This is a genomic window from Enterococcus sp. AZ062, assembly GCF_051715065.1.
In the GTDB taxonomy this organism is placed as follows: domain Bacteria; phylum Bacillota; class Bacilli; order Lactobacillales; family Enterococcaceae; genus Enterococcus_B; species Enterococcus_B mundtii.
The window spans coordinates 478,400-498,039 of sequence record NZ_JBIOTB010000001.1; the positions used below are offsets into that span (position 1 = coordinate 478,400).

The 19,640-nt window shown below is 38.1% G+C and carries 16 protein-coding genes; 12 read left to right on the forward strand and 4 right to left on the reverse strand.

All coding sequences use genetic code 11. The features are described 5' to 3' along the window. The first annotated feature begins 169 nt into the window (after positions 1-169). From IGJ00_RS02280 to IGJ00_RS02295, 4 genes are all read left to right on the forward strand, one after another. Complete coding sequence (locus IGJ00_RS02280; protein WP_074800380.1) at positions 170-547, forward strand: YxeA family protein; 378 nt, start codon at positions 170-172, stop codon at positions 545-547. Continuing rightward, positions 540-1,292 carry an ABC transporter ATP-binding protein gene (locus tag IGJ00_RS02285; RefSeq protein WP_062805716.1) on the forward strand — a complete coding sequence of 251 codons (753 nt, stop codon included), beginning with the start codon at positions 540-542 and terminating at the stop codon, positions 1,290-1,292. The genes IGJ00_RS02280 and IGJ00_RS02285 overlap by 8 nt, the downstream gene beginning before the upstream one ends. Positions 1,293-1,306: 14 nt before the next feature. Beyond that, complete coding sequence (locus tag IGJ00_RS02290) at positions 1,307-3,121, forward strand: FtsX-like permease family protein (RefSeq protein ID WP_438844058.1); 1,815 nt, start codon at positions 1,307-1,309, stop codon at positions 3,119-3,121. Positions 3,122-3,409: 288 nt separating this feature from the next. Continuing rightward, positions 3,410-3,499, forward strand: coding sequence for a DUF2087 domain-containing protein (locus tag IGJ00_RS02295; protein WP_438844573.1), 90 nt, complete (start codon positions 3,410-3,412; stop codon positions 3,497-3,499). A gap of 67 nt (positions 3,500-3,566) precedes the next feature. Here the strand turns inward: IGJ00_RS02295 and IGJ00_RS02300 are convergent, their stop codons facing one another. Further along, on the reverse strand, positions 3,567-4,334 hold the full coding sequence (locus IGJ00_RS02300) for a MurR/RpiR family transcriptional regulator (RefSeq protein ID WP_074800374.1): 768 nt from the start codon (positions 4,332-4,334) through the stop codon (positions 3,567-3,569). A gap of 657 nt (positions 4,335-4,991) precedes the next feature. Here IGJ00_RS02300 and IGJ00_RS02305 point away from each other — a divergent pair. From IGJ00_RS02305 to IGJ00_RS02325, 5 genes are all read left to right on the forward strand, one after another. Next, complete coding sequence (locus IGJ00_RS02305; RefSeq protein ID WP_438844059.1) at positions 4,992-6,581, forward strand: alpha-glucoside-specific PTS transporter subunit IIBC; 1,590 nt, start codon at positions 4,992-4,994, stop codon at positions 6,579-6,581. Between the two features lie 13 nt (positions 6,582-6,594). Then, complete coding sequence (locus tag IGJ00_RS02310) at positions 6,595-7,926, forward strand: 6-phospho-alpha-glucosidase (RefSeq protein ID WP_161641500.1); 1,332 nt, start codon at positions 6,595-6,597, stop codon at positions 7,924-7,926. Positions 7,927-7,994: 68 nt separating this feature from the next. Next, on the forward strand, positions 7,995-9,161 hold the full coding sequence (locus IGJ00_RS02315; protein ID WP_438844060.1) for an MFS transporter: 1,167 nt from the start codon (positions 7,995-7,997) through the stop codon (positions 9,159-9,161). A gap of 219 nt (positions 9,162-9,380) precedes the next feature. After that, the gene (locus IGJ00_RS02320) at positions 9,381-9,518 is read left to right on the forward strand and encodes a hypothetical protein (RefSeq protein ID WP_229078035.1); all 138 of its coding nucleotides are present in this window, start codon (positions 9,381-9,383) and stop codon (positions 9,516-9,518) included. A 77-nt stretch (positions 9,519-9,595) separates the two neighbouring features. Then, entirely contained in the window at positions 9,596-9,775 is a 180-nt protein-coding gene (locus IGJ00_RS02325; RefSeq protein WP_256209281.1) for a hypothetical protein, read from the forward strand. 206 nt (positions 9,776-9,981) lie between these two features. Here IGJ00_RS02325 and IGJ00_RS02330 read toward each other — a convergent pair whose 3' ends face one another. Both IGJ00_RS02330 and rbsR read right to left on the reverse strand, forming a co-directional pair. Continuing rightward, positions 9,982-12,117 carry a glucosaminidase domain-containing protein gene (locus tag IGJ00_RS02330; protein WP_438844061.1) on the reverse strand — a complete coding sequence of 712 codons (2,136 nt, stop codon included), beginning with the start codon at positions 12,115-12,117 and terminating at the stop codon, positions 9,982-9,984. A gap of 401 nt (positions 12,118-12,518) precedes the next feature. Beyond that, positions 12,519-13,547: a ribose utilization transcriptional repressor RbsR gene (gene rbsR, locus IGJ00_RS02335; RefSeq protein WP_086335423.1), complete on the reverse strand. Its 1,029-nt coding sequence runs from the start codon at positions 13,545-13,547 to the stop codon at positions 12,519-12,521. A gap of 794 nt (positions 13,548-14,341) precedes the next feature. Between rbsR and IGJ00_RS02340 the strand changes: the two genes are divergently transcribed. Genes IGJ00_RS02340 through IGJ00_RS02350 form a run of 3 tightly spaced genes read left to right on the forward strand, consistent with a single transcriptional unit; the run spans position 14,342 to position 18,083 of the window. After that, the gene (locus IGJ00_RS02340) at positions 14,342-15,043 is read left to right on the forward strand and encodes an ABC transporter ATP-binding protein (protein ID WP_010736355.1); all 702 of its coding nucleotides are present in this window, start codon (positions 14,342-14,344) and stop codon (positions 15,041-15,043) included. Between the two features lie 11 nt (positions 15,044-15,054). Further along, positions 15,055-17,766 carry an ABC transporter permease gene (locus IGJ00_RS02345; RefSeq protein WP_074800358.1) on the forward strand — a complete coding sequence of 904 codons (2,712 nt, stop codon included), beginning with the start codon at positions 15,055-15,057 and terminating at the stop codon, positions 17,764-17,766. Positions 17,767-17,783: 17 nt separating this feature from the next. Then, positions 17,784-18,083, forward strand: coding sequence for an antibiotic biosynthesis monooxygenase family protein (locus IGJ00_RS02350; RefSeq protein WP_438844062.1), 300 nt, complete (start codon positions 17,784-17,786; stop codon positions 18,081-18,083). Positions 18,084-18,254: 171 nt separating this feature from the next. On the opposite strand, the gene IGJ00_RS02355 is transcribed toward IGJ00_RS02350, so the two are convergent. Further along, positions 18,255-19,349 carry an AI-2E family transporter gene (locus IGJ00_RS02355; protein WP_074800352.1) on the reverse strand — a complete coding sequence of 365 codons (1,095 nt, stop codon included), beginning with the start codon at positions 19,347-19,349 and terminating at the stop codon, positions 18,255-18,257. Between the last annotated feature and the right edge of the window lie 291 nt (positions 19,350-19,640).

Consider the following 19,640-nt stretch of genomic DNA (forward strand, 5'->3'; position numbering starts at 1 on the left):
ATATCGGTTTGAATCAATAAAAAAAGAATTTGGAGTGGCTCACACTTCCAGATTCTTTTTTTTATGGGACATATGACAATAATGAAAGAGTTTTGATAGTAAAAAGAAAGGAATTTTCACGGATACTTGACTATACTTAATTTATCAGAACAGGAAAGAAGGAGTCACAATGAAAAAATTATTGATTGGGTTGGGTGCATTTATCATCATCGTTTTTGGTGGATACCGTTTAGCTGATCATTTGATCATGGGTGGTGAAAGCTACTATGTTCAAATCACAACGGATGGTGAGAAACAGGTGGATCGCGCTGACGGTGGACAAGAAATCATCAGTTATCGTTATGAACTACCTGGTTTTAATAAAGAAGGTAAAGAAAAAACAATGGACTTCAATGGTTTTCAAGAGCGACCATTAAGAAAAGATGCATTTTTGAAAGTGACTTGGAATAAAAATAAAGGCGTGACGTCTTATGAAGAAGTACAGGCAAAAGACATTCCATCAGCAGCACAAGAAAAATTAAGTAAAGGGACGGTCAATAATGGATAAAATCGTAGAAATCAAGAACGTAACAAAAGTTTACGGAAAAAGTAATGAGAAACAGACGCAAGCATTGAATGGTATCAGTTTTAGTGTAGAAAAAGGCGAATTCATTGGTATCATGGGGGCTTCTGGATCCGGTAAATCAACCTTATTGAATATCTTATCAACATTAGATAAACCAACAAGTGGCACGATCCATATCAACCAAGCAGATGTCACGAAGTTGAAAGGGAATCAGTTAGCCGATTTTCGAGCAAAAGAAATCGGCTTTATTTTCCAAGATTTCAATCTTTTAGAGAACTTGACTGCACAAGAAAACATTGCAGTTCCGCTTTCTTTACAAGGCGTGAAACCAAAAGATATCAAGAAAAAAGTCAATGCGGTGGCTGAACGCTTATCAATCAGTCACATATTAGACAGCTATCCCGCAAAAATCTCCGGTGGACAAAAACAACGGGTAGCAGCTGCGCGTGCATTGGTGACTCAACCAACGATTCTTCTAGGTGATGAACCGACAGGCGCACTGGATTCAAAAAGTGCGAAAGATCTTTTAGATACGATGGAGGAGCTAAACACGAAAGATAATGTCTCCATTTTATTGGTGACACATGATGCTTTTTCAGCAAGTTACTGTCAACGAATCTTATTTATTAAAGATGGCGTGATCCATCAGGAAGTTAAACGCGGAGAACAAAGCCGTTCAGACTTTTATCGTCAAATATTAACAATTCTAGGTAATCTAGAACAGTAAGGGGGAAACTGAACATGCTTTGGAAATTATCACTTACTGGGATCAAGAGTCGGTTAAGAGACTATATTGTTCTATTTTCAGGTTTAGTCATGGCTTCAGCCATCTTTTATATGTTCGAGTCAATGGCAAGCAACACCGATTTTTTGAACAATAATTCCACTTTAGCGATGACAGTCTTTATCTTTCGCTTTGGGTCGGTATTATTGGGGATCATCACGTTTGTTTACATTCTTTATGCCAACTCATTTTTGATGACGATGCGACAAAAAGATTATGCGATGTTTATGATGCTAGGAGCAAAAGGCCGGAAAATTGCCCAAATGATTTTCTCTGAGACCTTGATAGTAGGAACAGTCGCTACTTTGGTTGGTTCAGCGCTAGGTATTGGTTTAACAAGCGTCGTCCATCGACTATTAGTTGCCCAGTTAAATATTAAAATCACTCATTTTTCACCGTTCAATATGAATGGATTATTGATTACTTTGCTGTTTTTCATCGTACTATTCTTATTAGCAGCGTTTGTCAATGCATTCTCGATTGTCAAAAAACCAATTTTGACTTTACTACGTGCGGATCAAACACCTGCGCAGATGAAACAACACAAATTCTTGTTTTTCCTTGAAGTAGTTTTAGGAATCATTTTTATCGGTGTCGGTTATTATATGATGGCAAATATCGGAACCTATCAGTTGATGGGAATCGCTGTCGCGTTAGTTACAATCGTTTTAGGAACGTACTTTATTTTCCATTCGGTCATCATTTTCTTCCTTAAACTATTGAAGAAAACAGAAAATCTTTCGATGAAAAAACTGAACAACTTTACGTTATCACAGTTAAGCTTCCGTATTCGTGAATACACACAAATGCTTTCAATGGTTGCGATGTTACTCGCATTAGCTTTAGGTGCATTAACAGTCGGTCTAGGCTTTAAAAACCAGATCACTCAGTTGACGAATGAAGTATCGAATTATGATCTAGTATTGAATCAATCAGAATTGATCGATCAATCTAAAGTGGCGAAACTTTCACCAACGATCAACGCGGTCTATCAACAAAAAGAAGACGAAAAAACAGTGTACTATAACTATAGTGAGTTTGAACAAAATCCATTTTTGATCATGGAAAATCAAACACCTAACACTGGGGAAAGAAACGTCAAAACGAAAAAAGTAACCGCAGAAGAATTAGCGACAAACTTAAACTATCAAGATGAGTTACGCTATTACGAATTGCCAGAACAACGAGAAAAAGAAATCAAATTACTGCCAGCAGAAGAATTTGCTCAATTAAATCTTCCACAAACCAGTATGCAACTGATCCAAGCAAAAGATTTCCATGAAAGTATTGAACAAATTGGTGATCTGGTAGCAGAAAACAATAAAAATAATGAATCATTAAAAGATGGAATGTTTAGTTTCACGCAAAAATATGATGCGTATCAAATGATCAACGGCATGTTCTCTGGCTTTGAATTCATGGGCTTCTTCTTAGGGATCGCCTTCTTGACAATGTTAGCAAGTTGCTTGATGTTCAAAATCCTTTCAGGTAGCAAGAGTGATGTCGTTCGTTATGAGATGCTCGGTAAGATCGGTGCTCGTCAAGCATTGTTAAAACAATCGATTCGTCGAGAAATCGGTATTCTCTTCTTAGCACCAGGGATTCTAGGAGCCATCCATGTATTATTTGGACTTCAAATGTTTACTGTTTTGATGGATGATCCATATCACAACTTATGGATACCATTTACAATATTCTTTGTTCTCTACTTTATCTACTATGTTGTAACTACTTGGCTGTATACAGGCATCGTTTTGAACAAAAAAGAATAAGTTTAGATTGATAAAGAGCGAGAAGATGGTTCGTAGAAAAACCTCCTTCTCGCTTTTTCTGTTGCCTTCGATAAAATTTGCTTGAAGCATGATCAAATAGAGAAAAGACCACTGGATACGATGGAAGGATATCGGTTATGAGTGAACTGCTAGTTTTTTCAAAGACGGATAACTGCAACAAATCCCTAGAAAATAAAAAAATACACGCTTGCTTTTTGATCATCGTTATTCAAAGTTTGAATTTGATAAAGATTACTTAGAGAGTGGGGGCAATACGATCCAAAAAATATCTATCCTGATACTGCCGTATTACGGCGCTACCTCGTCGATTACCGTTACCTTGATCGAGAAAAAGACGGTTCGATCAAAAGGCAGTGAGACAGAATCAAATAAATAAAAAACGCATCTCTTTAAAAGCCAAAGTGGCACGAAAGAGATGCGTTTTTTAGGAACTTTTATTTGTTTGTTTTTGCCAAGCATCATATTTCAACAAAAAATATTCGATCACGAAAAAAAGCGTTGAAGTTGTTTCAAAAGGTGTAAGGATATCTTCTTGATCTTGTACTTCTGGATTCAAGAAGAAAATCGTTTCATCACAAAGTTTTGAGACAGTTGAGTTCCTAAGTTTTGTGATACCAATTGTCTGGATATTTCGTTGCTTCAGTTGCTTCGCTAATTTGACGACTTCAGGAGACTCACCATTTAGCGTGATCAACAGGACTAAGTCTTCTGGCTGAATGATTTGGTAAAACTGCTTGTTGATGGAAACGGCACCGAAGTCATAGAGTATCAATCCGTTGTGTACGAAAAGCAATTTCATATAACTCGAAACTAGCGTTTGTATGTCACCTGATCCATAGATAAAAATCCGATTCGCATTTGCCATCATTGTACATAGATCGGTGAAATCTTTTTTCTTGAGGTTCTCAATTGTTTGGATATGATTTTCCAAGATTTCTCCTTCAAGTTCAGATAGAGGAACATTTTCCTGTGTAAGTTCATTTTTTAGATGATATTTGAATTCTGAGAAACCATCAAATCCTAGTTTTTGGCAAAAACGCATGATTGTTGTGCGAGAAACGTTGCATTGTTTCGCCAGTTCGTTAATAGACATTGTTAAAGAATTTTTTTTGTGATTTGTGATATAGGACCAGATAAGAAAATCATTTTCAGTCAACCTTGACTGAAACGTCGTAATTCGGTCTTGTAACATCTCTTTTCATCATTGCCAAAAATCTATAAATCGTTAGAATTAACCATAAAAGTTTTCAGAACCATGTTTCTACAACGCTTGTTTGGTCATTTGTAAATATGGATCTGACGAATAGTGGTTATTTTTTTGATGGATCGATTGAATGTTCGATTCTAATTTATAGATATTACAGGTTTTGACAAATCAGTTTCCCCCTTTTTCATTTGATATTTTTGAGAGAGTTCACGCTGTAATCGACGTAGACGTTTCTCAATCTTGTTTGTTTTAGTGCTATTTTCATAGACCTTGTAAGGTGATACAACTGCTAAATCTTTGTTACCTAACTCAATAACCAATTCATTATTAGCCAATTTTTGGTTGGCAGACTGTCTTCAATCACCCTTTGGTTTACCTGGAGGATTTTCTAATTGCGTGTGTCCTTATTGTTCTCACCTCACTAATAAGATACGTCTTCATGTACCGTTTATTTGATTAACTACTACCAGACCTCTTGTTTTATTCGCGAAGATAGGATGTGACGATTCACAAATTTTGTGACAAAAACCTTTTTCCTGTGAGGAGTTTTTAAATCATCTTAAAGTGTTTCAGGAATCCATTTTAATAGTAAACTAAGAATCAGTAAAGCGCTTACTAAAAAATATGAAGGACTAAAAAACTATGATGAAAAAAATTCAAAGATTTGGTGGAGCAATGTTAGCACCTGTCATGCTATTTTCTTTTTTTGGTATCGTTATTGGTTTTTCTTTACTTCTTTCCAATCAAACGATCATGGGAGATATTGCTGCGCCTGATACACTCTGGTATAAGTTCTGGAATGTTGTAGCAGCCGGTGGCTGGACCCCATTTTTTCAATTACCGCTTTTATTTGTGGTCGGATTACCAATCAGTTTAGCTAAAAAATATACGGCTCGAGCAACGATGGAAGCATTAGTGATCTATATTGCTTTCAATTATTTCGTCAATGCAATTTTAACGTTATGGCCAAATTCTTTCGCCGTGGATCTATCTCAAGGAACAGCCGTTGGTTCTGGGTTAACATCGATTGCTGGAATCATTACTTTAGATACGGGCATGATCGGAGCATTGTTGATTTCAGGTATCGTGGTTTATTTGCATAATCGCTTTTATGAAAAAGAATTACCAGAGATGTTGACGATTTTTAGTGGTTCTGTTTTCGTTACGATGATCGCTTTTTTTGTCATGATTCCTCTAGCACTTTTGATGTGTGTCATATGGCCAATCATCCAAGAAGGAATGAGAAGCATGCAAGGATTTTTTATCCATTCGGGGAATTTTGGTGTATTCATCTATCAATTTTTACAGAAAATCCTTATTCCAACTGGCTTACATCATTTCGTGTACGCGCCATTTGCTTATGATAGTGCGGTAGTTGAAGGAGGGATGGCTGCTTATTGGGCATCCAATATTGGCGAATTCCAAACAAGTGCGCTTTCGCTTAAAGAACTTTATCCTTTTGGTGGTTTTTCTTTATCGGGCATGTCAAAAGTATTTGGAACTGCTGGCTTAAGCTTAGCCATTATTCAAGCCGCTCATCCAGAGAAAAAGAAGAAGGTCATTGCATTGATCGCCCCAGCTGCATTAACTGCGATTTTGACGGGAATCACCGAACCTATTGAGTTTACGTTCTTATTTGTTGCTCCAGCTTTATGGGGTGTCCATGCGCTATTAGATGCGTCCATTGCTACGATTTCTTACGCTTTTGGCGTCGTTGGGGATTTTGGTGGTGGATTGATCAATTGGTTAGGACTAAATTGGTTGCCTCTTTGGAATTTTCATGGGTCAACCTACCTCACCCAAATCATGATCGGACTTACATTTACTGCGATCTGGTTCTTAGTATTTACCTTCATGATCAAAAAATTCAATTTAAAAACTCCAGGACGTGAAGAGGATGTATCAGAGATACAACTTTATTCAAAAGCTGATTACGAAAACAAAAAGAAGACACAACAAGATGAACAAGAGAAAAACCTACCTAAACATGCTAGACAAGCACAAGCCTATCTAGTGTTAGTAGGTGGAAAAGAGAATGTACTGGATGTGACGAATTGTGCCACACGGTTACGACTTACCGTGAAAGATACAAGTAAAGTAGCCAATCCTATTGATTTTCAGGAAGCTGGTGCCTCAGGACTTGTCAATCCTGGAAATGGGGGTATCCAAATCATTGTTGGGTTAACTGTACCAAGGGTGAGAGAATCATTTGAAGAATTGATCGCAAAATAAGAGGAGGATAATTATGAATAAGAAAAAAAGTTCAATCTTGATCGCAGGTGGAGGGAGTACATATACACCTTCATTAGTGATGATGTTAATAGAAGACCGAGAACGATTTCCAGTCAGAAAAATCAAATTTTATGATAATGATGAACAAAGGCAAGCAGTTATAGCAAAAGCATGCGCGATCATCCTCGCAGAACGAGCGCCAGAAATCGAATTTGATTATTCAACAGATCCCAAAGAGGCTTTTACAGATGTTGATATCGTTATGGCACAACTCAGAGTCGGAAAATATGCCATGAGGGAACAAGATGAAAAAATTCCATTTAAGCACAATGTTGTAGGTCAAGAAACATGCGGACCAGGGGGACTTGCTTATGGGTTGCGCTCGATCGGGCCAGTCTTAGAACTAGTCGACTATATGGAAAAGTATTCACCAGATGCTTGGTTATTGAATTATTCTAACCCAGCAGCAGTGGTCGCAGAAGCAACAAGAAGGTTTCGCCCCAATTCAAAAATCATCAATATTTGTGACATGCCCGTTTGTTTAGAAGATATCATGGCTCGAGTGATTGGGCTACGGGATCGTAAAGAGTTTGAAACGTCTTATTTTGGCTTGAATCACTTTGGGTGGTGGACAAGCATCAAAGACCATGACGGCAATGACTTACTACCAAAAATAAGCGCCCATGTAAAAAAATATGGCTATACAGAACAAACACAACAAGGCCAACACAAAGAAACAAGCTGGTTGGAAACCATGCTAGCAGCCAAAGAGTTACATGAAATCGAGCCGACCTTTTTATCTAATACGTATTTAAAATATTATTTGATGGCTGATGAAACGGTTGCTCATGCCGATAAACAGTATACAAGAGCGAATGAAATCATTGATGGACGGGAGAAAATCGTTTTTGAAGAATGCCAGCGGATTATTAATAACCAAACAGCCAAAGACACGCTTTTTGTCTCTAATGAGCATGCCTCATTTATTACAGATCTAGCTTGTGCGTTGACATTCAATACGAAAGAGCGCATGATCCTGATCGTTGAGAATAATGGTGCCATCTCTAATTTCAGTCACGATGCGATGGTCGAATTGCCTTGTATCGTAGGGAAAGACGGTTATGAAGTACTATCGATTGGTGAAATCCCTACTTTTCAAAAAGGTTTGATGGAACAGCAAATTGCATCTGAGAAGTTAGCAGTCGATGCTTGGGAACAAAAATCATATCAAAAATTATGGCAAGCCTTCATCATGAACAAAACGGTACCTAGTGCAAAAGTAGCGAAGGAGATCCTCGATGAAATGATCGAAGTCAATGCTCCTTATTGGCCGGAGCTTCACTAGGTATCACTTATAAAAATGAAAGGGGTCGGCTGGAGGAGATCCTTCAGCCGATCATTTTGAAAGTAGATATGGCAGTAAAGAACAAATTTCAACTCGTCTATTTGTTTCAGTATGCGTTGATGGCTATTTTGATGACGCAGATCGTACCGTTTTTGACCGAACAAGGCTATGATGCAGTCCAGAGAGGCTGGTTTTTGGCTTCTTACAGTGTGACCACGATGATCTTCCAAATCTTTATTGGCTATTATTCTGACCGAAGTAAGGAGATAAAAAAAGTTTCCATGGTAGTTTCTGTACTATTCGTATGCTTTGCGATCACTTTTTATTTGCTAGGAAAAGATATCTGGCTGATTCATCTGATCGTACTGGCTATTGCAGGAGGGCTATCCAATACAGGAGCAACCGTCCTAGATAATTGGGTGTTGTCAGAGTCAGAGATGCGAAACAACCTTGCGTCGATCAAAGCAATAGGTTCTTTAGGTTGGAGTGTGATGAGTGTATGTATTCCGGTATTCATTTTTAATAATAATTATCAGTGGCTGATCGTTCCTTTTCTCTTTTTTCTAATCAGTTATTTGTACATCGCAAAAACAGTGCCTCAAACACCTCACGATAAAAAGGAACATAAAGAACAAAAAAACGAGGAATTTAATCTTTCAGATATGTATCAGCTGTGCAAGAATGGGGAGTTTTTATGTTATATGTTGCTATTTTTCCTTTTATATTTAACGATCGTCGCCAATAATACGATCGTGATTGACAAGTTACTCTTAATGGATAGTGGAAATACGTTCGTAGGATTAAAGTGGGCGATTCAAGCTTTCTGTGAAATCCCGGCGTATCTTCTATTGAATCATTCGGTGACAAAATGGAAAAATGAGCGATTGATTTTTCTTTCTGGTTTCTTTTTGGTCCTGCAATTTTTGATTTATGCAACTTCGCGAACGCCGTTAGTATTGCTTGCTGCCAGTTTCTTGCAGTTTTTCACTGTCCCAGCTTTTACTATCGGTAGTCGAATGATCATCAGTGAGATTACCCCTAAAAATATCTTTTCTTCAGGACAACTTCTGTCTATAAGTGTCTATATGGGGCTTTCTTCCTTCATTTCTCCCTTACTAGGCGGTGTCTTGGCACAACAGTTATCAGTGAACCATGCACTTTACTTTTTTAGTCTGCTACCGATCTTCGCTTTTATTTGTTATTACTTTTACAACATGTATCAAAGAAATAAATGAGAAATCTGAACAGAGGCGTACAAGAAAGGTGAGGGGATTCCTTACTTTTTTTGTATAATCAAATAAAGGAGAGGAATACTTATGGATAAAAAAGTGCAAGTCTCAGCTAAAATGACGTCCAAAAGTCAAATTACTGTCCCTAAGAGTGTGCGTTAAACATTAGGCTTGAAAGAGCATCAGAAAGTTATTTTTGAATTCACATCTGAAGGTGAAATTAAAGTGACTAGTGAAAAAACAATTCTAGCTTATGAAGACTTTTGGAAAAATGAGTTGGTTGTGATGGAAGAACATGCGAGTGATGATACAGAAATCATTGATTTTGGAGAGGATGTAGGCGAGGAGAAAATCGAATGGTAAAACAAGGGGATATTATTTTTATAGATTTGGTTCCACCAAAAGAGAACGAACTAGCAAAAAAATGACCGTGTGTCATCATTAGCAATGACAACTATAACAAGATTTTCAATGCCGTTTTAGTCATGCCAATCAGTAGTGCAACAAAATATTTACAGGAAAAATATCAACGCTCAAGTGCATTTCAAACAATTTCTGATACAGCGATGAATACAATCAAAGGAACGATATTATGTCAATATAGCCGAAGCATCGATTGATCTCAACGCAGTAATCTTCAAGTGGTTGATCAAATTGATCCTCAAACAAAAGAAAGGTTATCAGAAATTGCCAAATCTTTTTTCTAACCAATAATGCAACTATCCAGCGCCTTTTTAGGTGGGGTAAGATACATAAAAAGAACCAAAACTCAGAAGTATTCCATCCACTTCTGAGTTTTGGTTCTTTGATAGGGTGTCCATTTTTGTTATCTCAAAAATTGTTTCATCCGAAAGACACGATCAAGGTTCAAGCGACTAGCAAGTGGCTGATCGGTTTCTCTGACTGTAACAGAAAGTTTCTGTGGGATCTCTCTCACTGAAAAATGATGCCATAGGTCCCAGAAAGAAGCAAATCTTAATTCTGATAGATACAGAAGTGAAGGGTTTCTTTGATTGAACAACGAAATGGTCATTCTAGATGAGGTAGACGAAGAATTTCGCCAACGAGTAGGAACGACAAAGGAATCCATTCGTTCATTTGTTTTAGAATCCTGTGTTTCTTGTTCTTTTGGTTCATCATATTGCGTCAAGTCATACGCTTCAATGATGGCATTCAATTTTCTAGAATATTGTCGATCTGTCGCATAGCGCCCTTCTAAATATTTCGTTGCATCTCGGTAATCTTTGGTCTCAGATTTCCACGTTGGTTTGTAAAAATCAGCATTATGAGATAAGCCGTTTTTGATCAAATCTGCGTAGTCTTCTAAGCTTTCTTTGTAAGAAGGATATTTACGAAATGCTGCACGAATTTGATAGTTTTGCCCAGCTGCTGTTTGTTCTAAGGTATTGAAGGAAATACTACTCCCTTTATAAGCGCCCTTGATCCCAAAAAGATTATAGTTAGGTGAACGAGAAAGCAAGCTGTTACCAGAACCACTTTCTAGGATAGCTTGTGCCATCATAACAGAAGCATAAATATTTTCTTCTTGTCCGATTTCTCGAGCATCTTCAGCGATTTTTGCAACAAACTGATCTGTTGTTTGGTTTTGTGCGAAATGGAATGAATCGTTGATTCCATCTAAAATCGGTGAGCTGGCTAATGAATTTGTCGCTCGTGGTAAACCAGCTATATTGACACGTAAGGCAAAGTCGGGTCTGTAATCCTTGATAGAAGTGATCCGCACATGGTCACCCGGCTGAGGGGCATGGATGTAATTCCCATTACCAATATAAATACCTACATGATGGGTAGTACCAGAAGCAGGGCCCCAAAAGACTAAATCGCCCGGTTGAGCATTCTCGACAGGGATTTGTGTACCAGCATATTGTTGTTCCCCTGTCCAACCTCCAATTGAATGGCCAGTTACTTTTTTATAGATGTAATAAGTCAAACCAGAACAATCGAAAGTCGTAGGACCTTTGGCACCCCAGACATATGGTTTTCCCAGCTGGCGATACGCTTCTTTTACAAGTGCTTGTTGGATGCTCGTTGTGTTTGCTGGTAAAATTGCTTCGATCGGTGTTTTTACAACAAAATCAGATGATTCTGAAGCTGGGTTTTCAATTCGATCGGGCGTCTGAGGCCGATTAGTGTTTGTTGTCTGGTTTGAAGATGAGCCATTGTTGTTTGTTGATCCTGTAGAACCACTTGTATTCCCATTATTATTTGAAGAACTTGGCGGTCGTGAAGGATTTGTCGTATTGCCTGTAGTTGAATTTCCGTTGTTATTGCCATTATTTCCCGAATTGCCAGTGTTGCCATTATTGCCACCATCCGGAATATCTGGAGTAACTGGCGTTGGCTCTGAGGAATCCGTCGTTTCTTCTTCTGGAGAGGTTGGTTCAGAAGGGGAAGTTGACGACTCAAACTTTGCGGAGATCGTTAAATCAGTCACGCCGACTGTAAAAATTTGTTTAGTATAGTCGATTTCTTGCGCACCTTCGATTTTGACAGAAACTAATTGTTCATTCGTTTCAGGTGTGATCATATATGTAACTTTGGTTCCTTCTTTTAAATCTTTGATTTTGCCAGACTTAGAAATCTCTAGGAAATCTTCTTCTGTGTACTCTCTTGTTTTGATCTCAGATTTTTCTTTCTCTTCATCAACGATCTTCAATTTGATTTTTCCACGTAAATTCCGAGCAATCGATAGCGTCCGAGTGGCTGTTTCAGTAGATTCTTCTGTGGATTCCTCCGTGTTGTCTGAAGAATCAGGCGAAGAACTTGATAAGGTTGAATCATTTGTACTTGAATCGGTCGTAAACGACGGACTCTCTGCAACGATCGTGCTTTCGGATGTCTGTGTTTGCCTGATTGTAGCAAACGCAGGCTGTGTAGATAACAAAGTTGGAGCAATCAGCCAAGATGCTGCAAATAGGCGTATTGCTGTTTTTTTCTTCATAACGAAATACTCCTTTTCTTTTTCCACAGTTGTACTAATAAAGTTACATCTGTTCTGTCAGTTGCTTGATTTCGTGAATACATTCAATCAAGATTCACGAATAAAAAACAAATAAACATTGGACAAAAGCATTAAGTAGCCATTTATTTCGTTTGAACATTCATTGGTTGATGTACCCTATTTCATTTGTGGGGGCACAAATTTTGGGGGAAATGAGTACACTTACTATAAGTTTACCAAAGATTTATAAATTCTTCAAAACATTTCGTTAAATAACGAACGTAAAAAAAAGGCCTAACTGATGGCTTTTCATGTAAGAAATAAAAATATAAAATAACGTATTATTTTAAAAACCAATGATAACAGGTTCAGTCATCATTGGTTCGCAACAAATATTCGTCTTATTGATGGTCAGAGGGATCGATCGATTGAGTCGAGGTACGTTGGATCAACTCTACGGGCAATAAAAGTTCTTCCCATGATTTATCAGGGTGTTGGATGCGTTCTAAGAGTAAACGCGCAGTCGCTTTACCTAACTCTAAAATAGGTTGAGCAATGGTCGTTAATTTAGGCTTCATGTATTCACACATATCAATATTATCATAGCCGATGATGCTATAATCTTCGGGAATGATTTTATCATGCTCCGCTAATCCGCGATATACACCAAAAGCTAGTTCGTCATTTAATGCGAAGATCGCTGTAGTAGCAGAAGAAAGTAAATCAGGGACGATTTCATAGCCCCCTTTTTTTGAAAAGTGAGTAGGGAACCAATGAATCTGTTTCTCAGAATGATCCACATGTTTACACGCTGCTAAGAAACCATCTATCCGATTTTGGACATTTTGCGGTGTCTGTTGTGGATAGACTAAAGCAATTTCCTGATGCCCTAAACCTAGTAGATGCTCACCGGCTAAGTACCCACCTTGATAATCATCTGTTAAGACCGCATCACTAGAACCTTCTGCTTTTTTCTGATCTAATACGATAAATGGCTTTCCTTGTTTCTTCAAAGAAACTTGGAGGGCTTTCGTTGAGACAGCCGAAGAGGCAATAATAAACCCGTCGACACCACGTTGCGTCAACTCAAGTAAATAATCCGTTTCTTTTTGATGATCAAAATCTGCATTGCATAGAATCGTGACAAAATTTTGTTGGTAAAGATAGTCTTCTATCCCTTGCATCAATGTATTGAAAAAAGGGTTGGTGATATCAGGGACAAGAACACCGATTGTTTTTGTTTTCTTTGTGATCATTTGACGTGCAATATAATCAGGTTGGTAACCTAATTCGTCTCTTGCTCTTACTACTTTTTTGACCGTATCTGGATGGAATTTTGCTTCATTGCCATTCAAGATCAATGAGACAGTTGCGATGGATACGCCTGAATGTTTCGCAACGTCTTTGATCGTCACTTTTTTCTTTGCCATTGCTATACTCCTATCTCTTTCTTAGTGTCATTTTCCCATGAATACGTAAAGAAGTAAATGATGATTCTGTGATATTATTCACCTTGCACACCCTAGAAGCGAATAACCGGTGTTCCAGAAGTAAAACTTCAATAATAAGCCAAAAAAATCAAAAAATGAAAAAGCCATTTTAGCTTTTCCTCTCTTATTACTCAGTGCTAATCGCTTCTCTCACGACCCCTTGTAAACGGTGTTCAAGGCGCAACATTTCGGACATAAGACAAAAAATAAAAAATGAAAGAACCATTTTCTATTTTTCTTTCTTATGCCTCAGTGCTGAACGCGCCTTTCACAACCTCTCTTGTAAACGGTGTTCAAGGCGCAACATTTCGGACATAAGACAAAAAATAAAAAATGAAAGAACCATTTTCTATTTTTCTTTCTTATGCCTCAGTGCTGAACGCGCCTTTCACAACCTCTCTTGTAAACGGTGTTCAAGGCGCAACATTTCGGACATAAGACAAAAAATAAAAAATGAAAGAACCATTTTCTATTTTTCTTTCTTATGCCTCAGTGCTGAACGCGCCTTTCACGACCTCTTGTAAACGGTGTTCAAGGCACAACACTTCGGACATAAGACAAAAAATAAAAAATGAAAGAACCATTTTCTATTTTTCTTTCTTATGCCTCTGTGCTGAACGTACCTTTCACGACCTCTTTTGAAAAGGTTTTTTTCACAACCTTTCATTTCAGTGTTAAAATATAAGAGATTTACCAAATAGATAAATAAACGGGAGAATGAAGGTGGAAGTTTTATGAAATATGTAGAAGTAAAAAATGAATTTAAGCGTTACCAGATGGGCGAAACAACGATTACAGCGAATGACGATATTTCATTCTCCATTGAAAAAGGAGAATTAGTGATTATTCTTGGGCCTAGTGGAGCAGGGAAATCAACGGTATTGAATATTTTAGGTGGGATGGATACACCGGATGAGGGACAGATCATTATTGATGAAACAGATATTGCTCAATTCAATGACAAACAATTAACGGCTTATCGCCGGACAGATGTTGGCTTTGTTTTTCAATTTTATAATCTTGTTCCTAACTTAACTGCAAAAGAAAATGTTGAATTGGCAACAGAAGTTTCGCCAAATGCGTTAGATCCTGTAGAAGTTTTGACACAAGTTGGTCTTGCGCACCGGTTGAATAATTTCCCATCACAATTATCAGGGGGCGAACAACAACGTGTGTCGATTGCACGAGCGCTTGCGAAAAACCCAAAATTATTACTTTGTGATGAACCAACTGGCGCATTGGATTTTGAAACAGGAAAACAAGTATTGAAATTGTTGCAAAATGCTAGCCGTGAACATGGCAACACCGTTTTGATCATTACACATAACTCGGCTTTAGCGCCAATCGCTGATCGAGTGATCCATATCAACGATGCAAAAGTCCGTGCAGTCGAATTAAATGAACAGCCTTCATCTATCGATGAACTTGTTTGGTAAGGAGGTTTGCCATGAAAAATAGAACTTACCTCAAAGCAGGATTTCGTGAAATACGCCAATCAAAAGGACGCTTTATCGCGATCATTTTGATCATTTTACTCGGCACGCTCCTATATGTAGGCGTCAAGACAGCGGGTCCTGTGATGCAAAAAACGATGGATGAATATGTCAGGGCAGGTAAACTCTCTGATCTACAGATCGTTTCGACAGCAGGATTGACGAAAGAAGATGTTGCAGAAGCAGAGAAACTCTCAGATGTAACCGTTGAAACGGGTAAACAGCTATATTACGCGAATGCCAATAAAAATGAAGTTGTCCAAGTGTTCTCCTATGCACCTGATATGAAACAAAATCAGTTGACGGTGATCGACGGTCGCTTGCCGCAATCGGATGATGAACTTGTACTAGATGAGAAGGCAAAAAATCAAGGTTACAGCATCGGTGACACTTATACGATTGAATCAGATGACTTGAAAGAGACGGCGTACAAGATTACAGGATTTGTTCGTTCCCCGTTATTCATCAATAATTTAGAACGAGGGTTTGCAAATGTAGGGAATGGGAGTATTGATTACTTTGCCTATGTTCCCCAAGATAATTTTAAAACAGATATCCAATCCGTTTTATATCTTGACTTTGCAAATGTCGACGATTTAAATACGTACAGTGAAGAATACCAAGAAGAGATGGAAAAAAACATCGAAAAGCTGGAAGCGTTGTTTGAAGAGCGACCGCAGCAACGTTTAGAACAGTTGAAGCAAGAGGGCAAGGATGCTTTAGCCCCTGCAAAACAAGAAATCACAGACGGAAAATCACAAGTGGCTGATGCGAAAAGTCAATTAGAGGCAGCGAGAACACAGATTGATCAACAACGTCAAGTCTTGGAGCAGTTACCTGAACCGCAGCGAACACCGGCATTGAGTGCTTTAGCGGAACAAGAAAGTCAATTATCAGAACAAGAAGCACAATTGACAACAAAAGAAGCGGAGCTAACAGAGGCCGAAGCGTCTATTGCGGAGAATGAAGAAAAAATCAATGAATTAGCCAAGCCAACTTATCTTTTCCAAGAGCGATCGGAAAATGTCGGCTTCCAGGAATTTGGCGATCTAGCTGAACGCATCGCAGCCATCGCAAATGTCTTTCCAGTCTTTTTCTTCTTTATTGCAGCATTGATCACTTTTACAACGATGACACGGATGGTAGAAGAAAACAGACGAGAAATCGGTACATTGAAAGCTTTAGGATACAGTAAATTGGAGATTGCCAAAAAATATGCCATTTATGCTTGTCTCGCTTCAGGTATCGGAATCATTTTAGGAACGATATTAGGAACCAATCTTTTGCCTCGGATCATTTTCGAGCTTTCAAACGAACGTTATGATATTGGCAGTGCGGTGATTTTCTATGATTGGCCACCAATCATCCAAGCAGCTATTGCGTTCTTCATTGCTGCTTTTGGTGCAGCGATGTTAGTTCTATTCAAAGATCTACGCGAACGACCAGCTGCTTTGTTACAGCCTAAAGCACCGAAACCAGGGAAAAGAATTCTTTTAGAATACATTACTCCTCTTTGGTCACGTTTAAGCTTCAACCAAAAAATCAGTTATCGTAATCTTTTCCGTTATAAATCACGGATGTTCATGGCGATCATTGGGATTGCTGGTTGTGCAGGATTGATGGTTGCAGGAGTTGGACTAAAGGATTCGCTTAGCTCGGTTTCTGCCAAACAGTTTGGACCAATCATTGATTATCAAGCGATCGTAACGACCAATCAAACTGATGAAACGAGTCAAAAAGAAATCAATGACGCAATGGATGATCAAGCGAAGATCACTGATCGTTTAGCCGTTGATTCGCAAACGATTGAACTACGTAAAAAAGGTCAAGCATCACAAAGTTTGACATTGATGGTACCAGAAAATGAACAAGCATTAGAAACATTTATCCATTTGAAAACAACGGACGATCAATCGGTAGAACTACCAGATAATGGGCTTGCGATTACACGCAAAGCGGCCGAATTATTCGATTTATCCGTCGGTGATACGGTAGAAATGTATGATGACGATCAACAAAAATTACATGGAACGGTGGCAGTCATTTTGCAAAATTATTTGGGTAATTTTGTCTATATGAGTCCAACGTATTATGAAGAGATTTCTGGACAGCCAATGACAACCAATGCGTATCTACTCAAAACAGAAAAGATGTCGAAAGAAGAAGAGGATACGCTCTCAGAAGAATTATTGAAAACGGGGGCGGTCACTAATACCTCTTTTATTTCGACACAGATCAAGAACCAAGAAGAATCTCTTTCAAATTTAGATGCAGTGGTCATCATTTTCGTCGTTCTATCTGGTTTATTGGCGTTTATCGTTTTATACAATTTAACGAATATCAATATCTCTGAACGAGTACGAGAACTTTCTACGATCAAAGTATTAGGCTTTTTTGATAAAGAAGTCACGATGTACATCGTTCGAGAAAATATCATTTTTACTTTATTAGGGATTTTTGGAGGATTTGGGATTGGTTATGTGCTGACCGACTTTATTTTACGCCAAGCTTCAATGGAATCAGTGATTTTCCCGTTAGTTATTACCTGGGTTGCTTATACACTATCCGCTGCTTTGACGATTCTATTCACGGTGATCGTGATGATCGTCACTCATTTCAAATTGAAGCATATTGATATGATCGATGCATTGAAATCAAATGAATAACGAGTGGGAGGACTAAGATGAGTATTACTGTGAATATCCTATATAGCGGTAAAGAAGGCAATGCAAAGGCATTTGCCCAAGAAATGACAGAGCGAGGAATCGTCGAACGCATTCGTGCGCAAGAAGGAAATGAGCGTTATGAGTATTTTATTCCTTTAGAAGATGCTGAATCGATCTTATTGGTGGATCGCTGGACAGATCAAGAAGCAATCGATCGGCACCACAAATCAGAGATGATGATGGAGATTGCTGAATTACGAAAACAATATCAGTTGAAGATGAAGGTCCAACGTTTCATCGATGAACCAACAGAATAGATCAATCGATAGTTCTGATCCGTTTATTGCTTATTCTTGAAAAAGAAGATAGCAATAAACGGTTTTTTTGTTGAAAGATAGGGGAAAATAGATAAGGAGAAAAGCCTCGGCGTAAAGCCAAAAAAGGATAAACGGTAAATTTCCCCGTTTATCCCCCGTTTATTCCTAGGACTATTCAGTTGGATGAGTTGACTTAGATGTATCAGTAGTGTTCTTAAAGCGAATAAAGCTACGGATCATCTCCCGGATGATCGTATACGTCGGCAACACGAGGATCATTCCTAATAAGCCAAACAAGTTCCCAGCGACAAGTAAAAGAAAAACAGTCGCAATCGGATGAATATGAATCATCTTATTCATCACTAGAGGAGACACCAAGTAAGATTCCCCAAATTGAATCAAGGTGATGAAAGCCACTAAGAGTAAGGCTGTTTTAATGTCTTGACTCAATGCGTACAGTAAAGCCGGCGCAGCACCAATAAACGGACCAAAATAAGGAATGATATCCATCAATCCACAAATCAAGGCAAGTAATAACGCATTTGGCAAGCCTAATACTTTAAAAACCAGATAACTCCCTACACCTACATACGTACAGACTAAAAGCTTGCCACTAATATAGGTCGAAGCTGCTAAATGGAAATCATGGCACCAATCTCTGACTAACTGATGGAATTTCTTAGGCGTGTAGCGTGTCAATATAGCTGGAATCCTGTCGCCATCTTTGAACATATAAATCAGTAAGAGTGGAATCGTAAAGAGAATGATCGCAGAGCGCGAAACGATTTCGAATACATTGACTAAACTTGAAGTGGCACCTGAAACAAATTGTAAAACAAAACGTGTCAATTGGTTCAATTCCAGTGTATCAATAAATGGGAGCAAGCGTTCTTCTAATAAGGAACCATCTAGATTCTCTGCCAAAACATAAAGAATTTGAGGAACCTGACCGATAAATTTACTGATTTCCAAAATGATGATCGGTAAAATCACTTGTACGGTCAAATACACAGTTAACAAAATCAGTAGCATCATCAGTGTGACCGCAAGCGTTCTTGATTTTATATATTTGAGGAGTTGATTGTATATTGGAAGAAAAATATAAAAAACGAAAACTGAAATCAAGATTGGCAAGAAGATACTTGCCATGATCGCTTCGAGTGGCCTGAAAATAAAAGTGATCTTAGAAAAAATAAAAATAGTGATTCCTGTCAAGCTAAGTAAAACAAGTGTTGCAAATAATTTGGAACGTTTTAAAAAAGTCATAGTAGAGATCCTCCGCTTTTTGGCTTTTTATCGTTTAGGGTATGTATGAAAAAAGCATGTTACTTGAAGACTGTTCAATCGATTTTAGATGCTACAAGCTGATTTATATCACGACCCTATACTTAAATATAACATAACTAAAAGAATTTATTTTCTTGAAAAAGGAATTTGTAAAAAAATAAATAGTTCAATGAATTGAGTGGCGGCGTGAATGGTCGATTTAAGAGAAAATATTTACTGAGAAAATGATGGCACACATTTCCTAGCGTCATTGATTTACAAACGCTTACG